We start from the raw sequence: 13280 nt of genomic DNA, 5'->3' as shown, positions 1-13280 counted from the left end.
ACATATTGACTCATTTCATTGTTTAACTCTTCTTTACTCATTTTATTAAATAGATTTATTTTTGATTTTCCAGACATAATATATTATTTGTCACTCATCTATAATAAAAGTTTAGTAAATAACTATAAATTAAAAAACAATTGAAAATAATAAAAAAATTGATTAAATGCATTACTAATCATTAAAAATAAAAATGTAATGTTTTTTATAAAAATTTAGACAAATCAATAAAGTTTGTTATACCCCATCTAAACACAACAACACCACTAGCTCCAGAGTTAGTAGTTGCCTTACAATCGGCAGTTAATGACTTAATAGGTAATTTTTTAACATTATTATCGGAGTAATAAGATTGTATTCCACCCCAAATGTTTGCACCTTTTGAATTTTTAACAAAATATTTAGCAGTAGTAGTAATCCATTTAGAGTTTTTACCATAATTTCCTTTATAAATCATTGGAATAACAACATCTAAATATCTGCCTAAAACTTCCATGTCCTGGCCATAATAATACTTATTGCTAGAAGTTTCAGGCATTATAGCTGCAGATACAATACATTTGGAATTTGTTTTATGAATTTCAGTAGTTACTTGCCTTACAAATTTGTTAATAGCTTCTATGCCACCATTATGCTTATATGCATTACCAGGATATCTTAAATAATCAAAATGAACTCCAGCTACACAATTAATAGAAGCATATGATTTTGCTTCTTTTGTTATTTTATTAAATAATGCTTGGTTAGGTGAAGATGATGATAATGGAGAAATCCATTTACCCTTATAAAAAGCTTGCATCCAAATATGAACTCTAATTCCTTTTTTATTTGCATTTTTAATCCATGAAATAACTTTGGATTTTCCATAAAGAGAAAATGCTTTAGAGTTTAAGAAAATATCTTTAGTTCCTTTTGAAGCTAACTTAGATAAACTAACTTTATTCATATCACATCCAAAAAGCCAATAGCCACACCCTTTAATTGTCTTTTTATTAACTTTAATATTTTTCATGGATTGTGAAGGATTAAACTCATCATCTCCACTAAAACTAAATTTAACTTTATGCACTCCAACACTTGTATGTGCATAAATATTTGCATAACCTTGACTATTTGTTTTGGCAGTGAAACTTTCACCATCAACAAATACCTTAATAGTTTTACCTGCCACATTACTTGAATTAGAAGTATTTAAGAAAATTTTATAAATTTGTAATCCATGAGAAAACTCCACAGTAGAACTCCAATGAATATTAGTATTGATTCTCTCCTTTACATGTATTATAACCTCACCATTAATAGGATTAATTTTTGAATCTCCTTTAAATAGATAAGTAAGATTATAATCACCTACATTTAAATCATTAATTGGAAGAGAAACTATTCCATGATTATTTGTTATTAAATCATATCTTTTATTGTTGAGCTTTATGTTAATAGTTTTCTTGTATAAATTAATCCCACCAGCTTTTAATTGTAATTTAAATGGAGTTTTAGCACCGTGACCAAAATTAGTTTTACTTATAATTGAAATTTTAGATACTTTTGATGGAATTATGATGACTTTATTTGAAGTTGAGGATTTTAAATAAGCACCTTCGCCTTTAAAAGTATATTTAACCGTATAATGTCCTTTATTTAATTTAGGTAATTTGAAATAAGCAATTCCTTTTGAATTAGTTTTTTTAGAGTAAGATTTGCTATTTATTTTAATTTTTATAATCTTAGCTCCAACCCCATATGCAAATTTATTATTTAGTGTAACCTTTATGACTTTTTTTTGTGATGTTAAAAAAGTATAAGTATCTGTTTTAATTTTTGTTGATGATTTTGAATAAACCTTAATTTTATTAACTTTAGATAACTTATCTGCATTATATGAAAATATTTTATATGATCCCTTTTTCAGATTTATTTTTAATGTAGCTAAACCTTTTGAATTTGTTTTTACTTTGTATGTTTTGCCATTTATTTTAAATTTAACATATTTATTAGCTAATGGATTTCCATTTGCTTTTAAAAATTGTGCTGTAAATTTTTTAGGATCTTTATATACTTTATATAAATCATTAGCTTTAACAGTTGTAAGTACTTTAACAATTGCTGTGGTTTTTACACTTCTATTATCATTATAAACAACCTTAACCAAGTAATTACCTGGTTTAAATGAAATTTTAAACTTAACTACTCCATCTTTATCAGTGGTTTTCACATAGTTTTTACCAGCAATAATAATAGTTATAGATTTATTTGCAATTCCTGATGCATTAGAATCTTTTAAACTAATTTTAAAAGGAGTTTTACTTTTGTAATAAATAGTTAAATCATTTGCTTCAATAGTATAGTTTTTAATAGGTTCACTAAAAACACTTGTTAAATTTTCACTTTCATTAATTAATATGGGATTGTCTAAAGATTGATTAGAAATAGTATTATTGTCTACATCACCGGCTGTGATTACATTAATTGAAAATAATAAAATTACAAATAAAAATGCAAAAAATGATAATTTTAATTTCAAAATAACTACTCCTTATAATTAAAAATTAGTATTTGTAATTCAATATGAAAATAATAAAAAAAATAAATGATGTAACTAAAATTACATCATTGGAGGCATACCACCCATTCCAGGCATTGGAGGCATACCACTATCATCATTACCAGATTCATCAGGTCCAGTTGAAGTTAATGCATTTTTAGCTGCAATCATATCATCAATACGTAAAATCATTTCAGCAGCTTCACCAGCAGATTGAAGAGCATGAATTTTAACTCTTAAAGGTTCAATAACTCCTTCTTCTTTCATATCAGAAAGTTTACCAGTGAATACATTAATTCCTATGAATCTGGATTCTTCATGAGCGGCTTTTAAATCAGCAATTAAGTTAATAGTATCTAAACCAGCATTTTCAATTAAAGTTCTTGGAATGACTTCTAAAGCTTCAGCATATTTTAAAATAGCTAATTGTTCTCTTCCACTAACAGATTCACCATATTCTCTTAATTGTTTTACTAAATCAATTTCACAGGCTCCACCACCAATTAGAACTTTACCTTCTTTAATAGTAGCAGCAACTACTCCTAATGCATCATCAAGAGCTCTTGCAATCTGTTCGGTAACATAACGAGTACTTCCCCTAAGTACAATAGAAGAAGCTTTTGGATTTTCACATTCTTCTATGAAAGTTAACTCATGGTCAAATATTTTATCAACATGAACATGACCTGCAGAACCTAATTTATCTTCTGTTAAATCTTCAATATCAGTTACTAATTTAGCACCAGTAGCTTTTGAAATTCTTTCAATGTCAGATTTTTTAACTCTTTTGAAAGCCATAATTCCAGCTTTTTTCAAGTAGTGTTCAGCTAAATCATCTATTCCTTTTTGACAGAATAATGCATTAGCCCCAGAGTCAACTATTTTATCAACTAATCCTTTAATCATTTCTTCTTCATTATTTAAGAATAGTTCAAATTGTTCAGGACTTGTAATATCAATTTTAGTATCAGTATTGATTTCTTTTAATTCAATAGGATATTTCATAATAGCTATTTTAGCATTTTTAAGATCTTTAGGCATATTTTTAGATAATGGAGCTTTATCCATTACAACACCTTCAGCTAAGAATGAATCTTCAACAGAATCTCCTGAAATTCTTTGAATATTAATATTATCAATGTCAGAAACACCATCTTCTTCAATTCTTAAAGTAGCTTCTACAATAATATCAGCTAATTTATCTTTAGCATAGTTTGATCCTTTACCACTTAATGCAGTTATAGCTACTTTTTTAAGAGTTTCTTTATCATTAGCATCAATAGCTACATTTTTTAATATTTCAAGAGCTTTTGCAGTAGCATTTCTATATCCTTTTACAACAACAGAAGTTGAAATTCCATCTTCTAATAATTCTTGAGCTTTATTTAATAATTCACCAGCAATGACAACAACAGATGTAGTTCCATCCCCTACAGTTTGTTCTTGTTTTTTAGCAATTTCGACTAGCATTCTAGCTGCTGGTTGTGAAATATCCATTTCTTGCATGATAGTTGCACCATCATTAGTTACAGTAATATCACCCATAGAATCTGTTAACATTTTATCCATACCTTTAGGACCAAGAGTAGTTCTTACTATATTAGCAAGGACTTTACCTGCAGTAATATTCATTCTTAAAGCATCTTTTTTTGAATATCTTTCAGTTCCCTCAGGAAGAATAAATATTGGTTGGTTTGCCATATTATCACCTTTAATTTAATTTAAAAAATAAATATAAAAATAAGTTTTTTATATAATTAATATGGGTTAGAGGTTATATAAAAAACTTTCTTAAAAAAAATAATACTAGGAACTTTTCATCGATTTATATAAATTATTTAATTTTTTTGTGTATGATTGTTCAATTGATATTTAATAATGAGTTATAATTGTTTAAGATATATTTATTGTTATGTTGTTTTGAATTTATTTTTTTAAAACGAGTGCCCGCCAGAATTTAGTTTTGTAAGACTCTTATTAATTATTTTATCATAATTTAGTTAAAAACTGTTGATATTCCTTTAAAACTCAAAAAATTGAAAAAATACGATACTAAAATCCAAAAATAATTAATTTTGGCGAATACCCTTTACAATTATCCTTATCCAACATTAGCTGCCACTATTAACTTATTTATCAATTCTTATCAATTCTAAATTCGTTAGCTTTAAAATGTCCTTTATTCCAATTTTTTTCTAACTTCTTTTAAAATCGAAATCTCAAAAATTTTGAACAATCACCACACACTAAAATAATAAAACAATGCCCTATGTATCTTTATTTCAATTTTTAAAGTATTCTACAACAGATCTTACAAATTCTATTTTATCCCAAAAACAGAAACAATGATAATCTTCCCACAAAATAATATAGCTAGTGCTTTATTTAAATATAGTTTAAACTATGAGCCAGATATTGCTGGATTTAGTGAACTTGTATAAGAAGCAGAAAAACTTATTAAAGAAAAAAAAACATCAAAATTGGAGTTAATCCATTCCATACTAGAAAATATTAATAAACTTGCAAAAGAATATTATGCAGATAATTACTTAAATCAATCATTATATTTAATTGAGGAGATAATGCAGAAAATAAACTATTAAATAATATAATATTATAATTAATAATAACAAGGTGATTTTATATGTGTTCAACTGGAGGGCCAATGGCCGACATCGACTTAAAAAAATTAAAAACAAAAAAATACAAATGTCATGACTGTGGCAATACTTTTAAAGGTCTTGGAAAAAAAGTTGTTTGCCCATCATGTCAAAGTGACAATGTAACAGCTGAAGAGTAGAACTAACTACTCTTCTCTTTATTTTTTAAGTGATTGTATGAACATAGACTTTACAAATGATGAAATACTATTTTTAGAAGGTGAAACTGGAATTGTAGGTATTATCAAAGTAGCTTATGAAAATAAAATGTTATTTATAGCCACACAAGACAATGAAGAAATTGTTCAATTTCTTGAAAGCGATGATATTATAGCTGTTTCAAACTTTAAAAAAGATAAAAGAGCTATAAAATCACAAGCTTACCTTTCACGTGAAGAAAATTCTCCTCTTGTAATATTAAATAAAAATCATCCATCAACAAAAAGACTTGAAACAGTTATATCTATTGGTGAAAAAGTTAATTTAAACTGTAACATAACACCTGGAACTCACCCAGAACAAGATGTTTTATGCTCTTGTGATAGTTTATCTGGATTAAGTATTATGAAAACTAAAAATGGAGTTAAACTAAATAAATATTTTGAAAATTACTCTATTGAAGAATTTTAAGGTTAAATAATGGTTATTAATGATTTTTATTTATTACTAGGTCAATTATTAATAGTAATAGTTATTTTAATTGTAATTCTATTTGTCATAATATTAATATTTGGAAGTTTTATAGCAAAAAAAGAACAAATACTTTTCCCTAGATTTATTTTATTTGTAGTTGATTTATTATACTCCCCATTTAAAACAATAGCTAATCTGTTAAAATTTGATGAATATTTAATTGATAATATAGCTATTAAAGTACGTGATGATGTAAATAAAGAAAAGTTCAAAAAAATACCTGCAGATAAAACATTAATATTTTTACCACATTGTTTAAGACATAGAGATTGTAAAGCTCCTCTTCAAAAAGAAGGAGTGAACTGTACTGAATGTGGATTATGTTCAATTGGAGTTATTAAAAAGAAAGCTGAACCAATGGGTTATAAATTATATATTGTACCTGGATCTAGCTTTGTTAAAAAAATAGTTATGGAAAATAAATTCAAAGCCGTTTTAGGAGTAGCTTGTCATGAAGATTTAAATCAAATGATGATGTTACTCGCTCCATATTGCCCACAAGGAGTATTACTTAGAAAAACTGGTTGTTTTGAAACAAGAGTAAATATTAAAGAAGTATTTGAAAAATTAGATTCAAAATATTAAATTATCCCCTTCCAAGTTCTTGATGAGCTCTAGCCAAGTGTCCAGCAGCTAATGCACCTATAAGAGATAATTCACCAGCTAAAACCGTGCCTGCAACAATTTCTGCAAATTCACGAGCTTTTCCAGAACCTGCAACACCTAAAATATTCAGTCCTTCATTAGCTACTTCTAAACTAGTTCCGCCACCAACAGTGGCTATTGGTAAATCAGGTAAGTTAACTGAAAAATACAAATCTCCATCCCTATTTTCTGCGGTGGTAATTCCTAAAGAGCCTTCAACAACATGAGCTGCATCTTGACCTGTTGCTAAAAATATAGCTGCAACCATATTAGCATAATGAGCATTAAATGCCATACTACCTGCTGCTGCAGAACCAATTAAGTTTTTAGTAATGTTTACTTCTACAATAGCTTCAGCAGTTGTTTTAAGCTTTTTATTTACAATCTCTTTTGGAATTAAAATATCAGCTACAACACTTTTTCCTCTTCCTTCAACAACATTAATTGCAGCTGGTTTTTTATCAACACAAACATTTCCACTTAATGCAATGTGTTTTGCATCACTTTCTTGAGCTAGTTTATCTAAAATTTTTTCAGTAGCTATTGTAACCATGTTCATACCCATACTATCTCCAGTTGAGTAAACAAAACGAGGATAAACATAACTACCAACAATCAATATTGGATCGATTTTTAAAAGTTTACCATGGGACGTTGTACTTTCAGCAAGTTCTTTTAAATCAGTGAAGTTATCAACAAACCATTGCTTAATTAATAAAGCATCACTAGCTGAGTTAGTCTTAATTACAGGAGCTCTAGTCATGAAATCTGAGGTTACAATTGTATTTACCCCGCCAGATGCAGTAATAGTAGATGCTCCCCTATTAATTGATGCAACAAGTGCTCCTTCAGATGTGGCTAATGGCACGAATACTTCTCTTTTACAGTATTGACCATTTATTTTAAGAGGTCCTGCTATGCCCATTGGAAGTTGTAAAACACCAATAGAATTTTCAATGTTTCTTTTTGAAGCTTTTTCCATGTCTAAAGTATAATTTGATATATTAACTAAATCAATTGAGTATTTTTTCTCTAAAAATTCTCTTCTAATATTAGTGGCTTCTTCTGGGGAAAATTCTCTATCAACTTGATAAAGTTTCATCTCACCATTTAATAGTTTATCAATGGCTTCTTGTTTGTTCATTTATATAACCTTTTTAATTAATTCCACAATTTGTGACGGCATAGTCGCTACTTCAACACCTGCACTATTTAATGCTTCTGTTTTACTTGCAACAGTACCTGTATTTCCTTGAATAATAGCTCCTGCATGACCCATTCTTTTACCTGGAGGCGCAGTTCTACCTGCAATATATGACACAACAGGTTTAGACATGTTTTTATTAATATATTCAGCAGCATTTTCTTCAGCATTTCCACCGATTTCTCCAATTAGCACAACAGCATCAGTGTTTTTATCTTCTTCAAATCTCTCTAGAATATCAATGTAATCAGTACCTATTACTGGATCTCCACCAATACCTACACATGTACTTTGACCAATTCCAGCACGTGTAAGCTGACTTGCAATTTCATAAGTTAAAGTTCCACTTCTAGAAATTACACCAACATTACCCTCATCAAAAATATGAGTGGGCATTATTCCTAATTTACCTATACCCGGAGAAATAATTCCTGGCGTATTTGGCCCAATAACTGTTGTTCCAATTGTTTCAGCATAAGCCACGATTTCCATACTATCATGAACCGGAATATGTTCAGATATGATAATAACTAAATTTAAATTTCTTATAGCTTCAAAAGCTGCATCTTTGGCAAAATTTGCAGGAACAAATATTATAGAAGCATTAATATCTACTTCCTCTTTTGCTTCTTCTATTGAATTAAATATTGGAACTCCACAAAAGTCTTGTCCACCCTTACCAGGGGTTATACCAGCTTCAATTTTAGTATTATAATTTAACATTTGTTCAGTGTGAAATGAACCCTGTTTTCCAGTAATCCCCTGAACAATACACCTTGTATCTTCGTTTAATAAAATCATATATAAACCTCAATTAACGTAAAATTCTTGTTTTATTTTCAAAAGGAATAGATAAATCAATGACATTCCCATTCATAAAAGCAGTAGCGGAAAATATAACACTACCTGGTAAAACATTACAAGTTGTACCTCTTTTAACTAAATAAGTATTCTTATTTCCAAGTGCTGCACCAATCATAGCTCCTGCAACAATTCCTACTGATTCCATATCTTCAACAGTAGCTACAACAACAGGATCATCTGTTTGAGATGAAACATAACCAACACCCGGTATCCGTTTAGTTTTATTTTCAATAATATCTGATACATCAGTTACATTTTTCATGCCTTTTGCAGCTGCAATAACTGAATTTGCAACATCCCCCACAAATGTTTCACCACCATATGTATCAAAACCTAAAACAATTGCATCAGGATATCTATCTTGTCTAATTTTAGCTTCAGCATATGAAATTCCTTCACCTGCATTATTAGGACTTGTAGAAATTCCAGACAAATCACCTAAATTTTCTGCACATTCTTTTAAAATATTAACAATACCTTCATTAACCATTTCAAGTAAATCATCTTCTAAAAATGCACTAACAACAACATCGTCCCCAGTAACATTTGTTAAAGCTGCATCCCTTGCACCTAGTTCTTTAAGTTTGTAAAGGTTCTTTTCAATATTTTCTACTAATGTAACACTACAGGACACATCATTTTTAGAGATGTCTGCACCTATAGCTGTAATTTTCAAAATAACACCTTTATATAATTGATTATAAAAATTAAATAAAATATTTAAATTTTACTGTTAACTACTATGTATTTTTATTTATATAATATATTCGGTAAATAGGCACTTTTTATAATTATTTAACCTTGTAGAAACCCTCCTTTAAAATATTTGTATTGTTCTGTAAATGTTATATAATACATTTTTTAGTTTTGTTTCTTTATTTTTGAGTTTTGTGCTTTTATTATAGTTTTTTCCGCTGAATTTTCTTTTTATTACCTATATAACACTTTTTACGTTCATTTTTTGTGCCTATATGTCAGAGGATTGTTGTACTATTTAGTCTGTAATTGTCCTGTTTTTTCTCGTGTTTTTAATGATATTTGGTCGAATGCCCCTATTTCTTTGTTTATGCATTTTTTATTGTTTTTGTGTCATATGCTCTGTTTTTTAGGATGTATTGTGGTTTGTAAGTTTTTTAATTGTTTTATTGACTGTATTGCAAGTTGTGTATCGTATTTTTGGGCCTCTTTTTGCTGCATGATTCTTGTGTCGACACCTATGATAATATATTTTTTTAATGTAGCTTTTTTCTGCATTTTTCCTCTTATTTTTTTGCGCAATAGTGGTATGCGTAGTCATTTGTGTGTCCGGTTCCATCTATTGCTGCTAATTCATAATCTATTGGATGCATCTAATAATTTAATAATTTGTTTAAATCTTTTAATTTTGTCTCTGGTATTCTTACAAAGAATTTTTTTTGGATTGTTGTGTAGTGCGGTAGTTTGTTAAGTTTTAGAAATTATTGTTATATAAAAAATGGACTTTGTTGAAATCCTATATTTACAGTTGAAATTTCACATCGAGTTTATTTTTTTTCTATTTTAAACTCTTATTTCTGGTGTTTTATGATATATTTATTTCTATTTTATTTACATTTGAAATATTACATGGTATTTTTTAAAAAAAGATTTTAAAAAGTTATTTATAGTAAAATGGAGAATATATATTTATATGAATAATAAAAATAAACATTCTCCAAGTATAGTTAGGTTTTCTGAGAATAAAAGTCTTTTGGATTTTGGCTTTAAAAAGCAAACAAAAAAATTTTTTAAAAAGTATAAAAATCAATGTAAAAGCGATATTAAGTCAAATGAACTGGTTAAATTCATTGAATTTACTTATAGCTATTCTAATGGTTGCTTTAAATAAGTATTCTAAGTAAATTATAATTCTTAACCTGCATTATTTTACGATTGTTGCTTTAAAAATTTATTTAAATATGACTTATCGAGAAACTAATTGGATTTTGTATCGTTTTCAAGTGGTTTGAAAAGTTATCTATAAAATTAAAAAATCGCCAAATATTTATTCTACGCTCCAGAAATATTCTTTAAAAAAATGCCTACCTTGCATGTTTGAAAGAATAACTAAGCAAATATTAAACCAAAATTAATTGCGCTTGATGGTACAGGATTTCATTAATAACTATGCAGACAAAATATTTAAGCGCAAATCTAGGGGAAAAGAAAGAAAAAGCTCACACTAAATGCCATTGCAGTTGATGTTGATAGCAGAATAATCCTTTACTCACAAGCGACAAAAGGTCCAAAACACGACACAAAATTATGCAATAACTACGAATAAGAGGTTTAAGGAAATATTATGTTGATTATATAATAGCTGCAAAGCATACGATACAAATAAAATAAGAAAATGTATAAAACGAAGAAATATAAATGTTTCAGACAAAATACCTCTAAAATCCAACTTCAAAAACATGGTAGAGAAAATTAAGCATAAAAAACCTTTGATGAAGAAATATGCTCCAAAACAATACATAAAGTATTTTTAACCCAATAAAAAGAAAATTATCAGGAACAAAGAAAAGCAAACACACAAGACTGTAAAACAGAGAAACAATACTCAAAACAGCAATATAAAACATCGAAAGAGTAGTAAAAATTTTAAATTAAGATTTCAACAAATTCCAAATTTCAAAACTTTAATAAATAATAATATTTAAATTAAATTATAATGTATTCACAAACAAAAATCGCAATCCCGATTTTTCAAGAGAAAATAGAAGATGTAATTACAGTAGCTAATGATTGCATTAACAAAGGTGCAGATATTTTGGAATTTAGAATTGATGCACTAAAAGAACCTAATTTTAAAGATATCAAATATGCAATTGAGGAGATTAATTTTCCAATTATAGCTACTAATAGAATTGAAAGTGAATGGGGCTCTTTTAAAGGATCTGAAGAAGAAAGAATTGATATTTTATATAAATGTGCAGATTTAGTAGAATATGTTGATATTGAACTTCAAAGTAATGATGAATATATTGAAAAAATACATAAAAGTGGAGTCAAAACAATTGTTTCTTATCATGATTTTGAAAAAACCCCAGAAATAGATGAAATTACCTACATTGTAGAAAAAGAGCTTGAACTTGGAGATATTGCTAAAGTAGCTTTTATGCCTCATGATCTAGAAGATACTTTAAAAATCCTAGCTATATTATCTCATTGTAAAAACACAATTGCTATTTCAATGAGTGATTTAGGCAGTTATACTCGTGTTATGGCATCTAAATTTGACTCACCCATCACTTTTGCAGCTGGAAGAGATGCAACAGCACCCGGTCAAATTGATATTGAAACTATGAAAGCTCTACTTAATATGGATTTAAATATTTTAGATTAATGATTTATATGGCTAAAAAAACAATTTTAGTTCTGATTATAATAATTTTATTAATAATATTTGCAGGTAATTTAATTTTAAATAAACAATGTATTGAAATATATATTGATGGTGAAAATGTAACTGCATCCTCTAATGTGCCCATACTTTCAAATATTAATATTACTGAACTTAATCGTGATTTGTGCAATTATACTTTTTTGGTTATGGATAATAGTTCTTCAAACATCACTACTTTAAAAAATGGTCTTAAAAATATTTCTAATAGCTATGGTTTAGATAACCCGGAAATTAAAATCGATTCTAGTATTGGTGAAAACCAAATTCCAATAATCTTTTATGTTGATGGAACTTCAATGATTCCTACTCTACAAGATGGGCAAAGTGTTCTTTTAAATAAAACTAAAAATATTCATGTCGGTGATATTGTAGTTAGTGATTCAAAAGAGTATGGAATTATAATTAAAAGAGTAGGACAGATAAATGGAAATAAAGTTTATCTTGAAAGTGATAATAAAAAAATAGAATATGAATATTCAGATGGATACGTTTATAAAACAGAATGTGTGAAAACTTGGGTTGATATGTCTAATATCTATGGAGTAGTTATTAGATATTAATAATAATTATCATCAATACTTAAATAAGCATTAAATAGCATTGTGCCCTTCTTCACCAGTTCTTATTCTTATTACACTATCAATTGGATAAATAAATATCTTACCATCTCCAATATTTCCAGTATGAGCACTTTTTTTAATGGTATCAATAATCACATCAACATTCTCATCTTTTACAACAAGTTCAATACGGGTTTTTGGAATAAGATCAATACAGTAACTTGAACCCCTATATGATTCTTGAATACCCTTCTGACTTCCACGTCCCTTTACTTCAGTTACATTCATACCTTTACATCCTATCTTAGATAATGCATCTTTAACATCAATATATTTTTCTTGTCTTATAATAGCAACAATACATTTCATAATATTTACTCCTATTAATTATATGCAGATTCTTCGTGAAGATTAGTATCAAGACCACTAATTTCTTCATCTTCTTCAACTCTAATCCCATTTAATAATTTATCAATAAGTTTTGCTAGTATGAAACTTATTGTAAATGAATATATTATAATCACTATTACACTTATAGCTTGTACTACAAATTGAAATGGGACTGTCAATTTGTTAGCTCTTGTTTTCGTTTTTCGATCCAGCCATCTTTTTGGTGCATTATTTGATTGAATATTCCTTCTAATGTTCTGAATTTCTTTTTGTGTGCTTTGGGCATTGTATTTCC

General features: G+C 27.9%; 13 protein-coding genes. 5 read left to right on the top strand and 8 right to left on the bottom strand.

Going from position 1 to position 13280, the window contains the following annotated elements; all coding sequences use genetic code 11:
- Positions 1 to 205 precede the first annotated feature (205 nt).
- Both MBORA_RS06460 and thsA read right to left on the bottom strand, forming a co-directional pair.
- Entirely contained in the window at positions 206 to 2521 is a 2316-nt protein-coding gene (locus tag MBORA_RS06460) for a putative glycoside hydrolase (protein ID WP_042692843.1), read from the bottom strand.
- Between the two features lie 81 nt (positions 2522 to 2602).
- Positions 2603 to 4243, bottom strand: a complete 1641-nt coding sequence (gene thsA / locus MBORA_RS06455) for a thermosome subunit alpha (protein WP_042692845.1) — start codon at positions 4241 to 4243, stop codon at positions 2603 to 2605.
- 943 nt (positions 4244 to 5186) lie between these two features.
- Here thsA and MBORA_RS10845 point away from each other — a divergent pair.
- From MBORA_RS10845 to MBORA_RS06445, 3 genes are read left to right on the top strand one after another with little or no spacing between them, the layout of a single operon-like run.
- Positions 5187 to 5342 carry a hypothetical protein gene (locus tag MBORA_RS10845; RefSeq protein ID WP_169805472.1) on the top strand — a complete coding sequence of 52 codons (156 nt, stop codon included), beginning with the start codon at positions 5187 to 5189 and terminating at the stop codon, positions 5340 to 5342.
- Positions 5343 to 5379: 37 nt separating this feature from the next.
- Positions 5380 to 5832 (top strand): hypothetical protein, encoded by a 453-nt coding sequence (locus MBORA_RS06450; protein WP_042692847.1) that lies wholly within the window; start codon positions 5380 to 5382, stop codon positions 5830 to 5832.
- A 9-nt stretch (positions 5833 to 5841) separates the two neighbouring features.
- Positions 5842 to 6480, top strand: a complete 639-nt coding sequence (locus MBORA_RS06445) for a DUF116 domain-containing protein (RefSeq protein WP_042692849.1) — start codon at positions 5842 to 5844, stop codon at positions 6478 to 6480.
- A gap of 1 nt (position 6481) precedes the next feature.
- Here MBORA_RS06445 and hmgA read toward each other — a convergent pair whose 3' ends face one another.
- From hmgA to MBORA_RS10840, 4 genes are all read right to left on the bottom strand, one after another.
- The gene (gene hmgA / locus MBORA_RS06440; protein WP_042692853.1) at positions 6482 to 7684 is read right to left on the bottom strand and encodes a hydroxymethylglutaryl-CoA reductase (NADPH); all 1203 of its coding nucleotides are present in this window, start codon (positions 7682 to 7684) and stop codon (positions 6482 to 6484) included.
- Entirely contained in the window at positions 7685 to 8545 is an 861-nt protein-coding gene (gene sucD / locus MBORA_RS06435; RefSeq protein ID WP_042692856.1) for a succinate--CoA ligase subunit alpha, read from the bottom strand. It abuts the gene before it with no gap.
- A 13-nt stretch (positions 8546 to 8558) separates the two neighbouring features.
- Entirely contained in the window at positions 8559 to 9284 is a 726-nt protein-coding gene (locus tag MBORA_RS06430; protein WP_042692859.1) for a hypothetical protein, read from the bottom strand.
- Positions 9285 to 9697: 413 nt separating this feature from the next.
- The gene (locus tag MBORA_RS10840) at positions 9698 to 9862 is read right to left on the bottom strand and encodes a hypothetical protein (protein ID WP_169805471.1); all 165 of its coding nucleotides are present in this window, start codon (positions 9860 to 9862) and stop codon (positions 9698 to 9700) included.
- A 1438-nt stretch (positions 9863 to 11300) separates the two neighbouring features.
- Here MBORA_RS10840 and aroD point away from each other — a divergent pair.
- Complete coding sequence (aroD, locus tag MBORA_RS06420; RefSeq protein WP_042692862.1) at positions 11301 to 11975, top strand: type I 3-dehydroquinate dehydratase; 675 nt, start codon at positions 11301 to 11303, stop codon at positions 11973 to 11975.
- Positions 11976 to 11983: 8 nt separating this feature from the next.
- The gene (locus tag MBORA_RS06415) at positions 11984 to 12595 is read left to right on the top strand and encodes a S24/S26 family peptidase (RefSeq protein ID WP_042692865.1); all 612 of its coding nucleotides are present in this window, start codon (positions 11984 to 11986) and stop codon (positions 12593 to 12595) included.
- A 30-nt stretch (positions 12596 to 12625) separates the two neighbouring features.
- Here MBORA_RS06415 and MBORA_RS06410 read toward each other — a convergent pair whose 3' ends face one another.
- Both MBORA_RS06410 and MBORA_RS11175 read right to left on the bottom strand, forming a co-directional pair.
- Positions 12626 to 12964, bottom strand: a complete 339-nt coding sequence (locus MBORA_RS06410) for a P-II family nitrogen regulator (protein ID WP_042692868.1) — start codon at positions 12962 to 12964, stop codon at positions 12626 to 12628.
- Between the two features lie 14 nt (positions 12965 to 12978).
- Positions 12979 to 13164 (bottom strand): ammonium transporter, encoded by a 186-nt coding sequence (locus MBORA_RS11175; RefSeq protein ID WP_042692871.1) that lies wholly within the window; start codon positions 13162 to 13164, stop codon positions 12979 to 12981.
- Between the last annotated feature and the right edge of the window lie 116 nt (positions 13165 to 13280).

Source organism: Methanobrevibacter oralis, from assembly GCF_001639275.1.
In the GTDB taxonomy this organism is placed as follows: Archaea; Methanobacteriota; Methanobacteria; order Methanobacteriales; family Methanobacteriaceae; genus Methanocatella; species Methanocatella oralis.
Note: the sequence above shows the minus strand (reverse complement) of the source record. Positions and strands in the feature narration are given on the sequence as shown.

Bases quoted from the DNA above. Each gene is read 5' to 3' on its own strand.
- thsA (WP_042692845.1), bottom strand. From the start codon at position 4,243: ATGGCAAACCAACCAATATTTATTCTTCCTGAGGGAACTGAAAGATAT.
- MBORA_RS10845 (WP_169805472.1), top strand. From the start codon at position 5,187: ATGTGTTCAACTGGAGGGCCAATGGCCGACATCGACTTAAAAAAATTA.
- MBORA_RS06450 (WP_042692847.1), top strand. From the start codon at position 5,380: ATGAACATAGACTTTACAAATGATGAAATACTATTTTTAGAAGGTGAA.
- MBORA_RS06445 (WP_042692849.1), top strand. From the start codon at position 5,842: ATGGTTATTAATGATTTTTATTTATTACTAGGTCAATTATTAATAGTA.
- hmgA (WP_042692853.1), bottom strand. From the start codon at position 7,684: ATGAACAAACAAGAAGCCATTGATAAACTATTAAATGGTGAGATGAAA.
- sucD (WP_042692856.1), bottom strand. From the start codon at position 8,545: ATGATTTTATTAAACGAAGATACAAGGTGTATTGTTCAGGGGATTACT.
- MBORA_RS10840 (WP_169805471.1), bottom strand. From the start codon at position 9,862: ATGCAGAAAAAAGCTACATTAAAAAAATATATTATCATAGGTGTCGAC.
- aroD (WP_042692862.1), top strand. From the start codon at position 11,301: ATGTATTCACAAACAAAAATCGCAATCCCGATTTTTCAAGAGAAAATA.
- MBORA_RS06415 (WP_042692865.1), top strand. From the start codon at position 11,984: ATGGCTAAAAAAACAATTTTAGTTCTGATTATAATAATTTTATTAATA.
- MBORA_RS06410 (WP_042692868.1), bottom strand. From the start codon at position 12,964: ATGAAATGTATTGTTGCTATTATAAGACAAGAAAAATATATTGATGTT.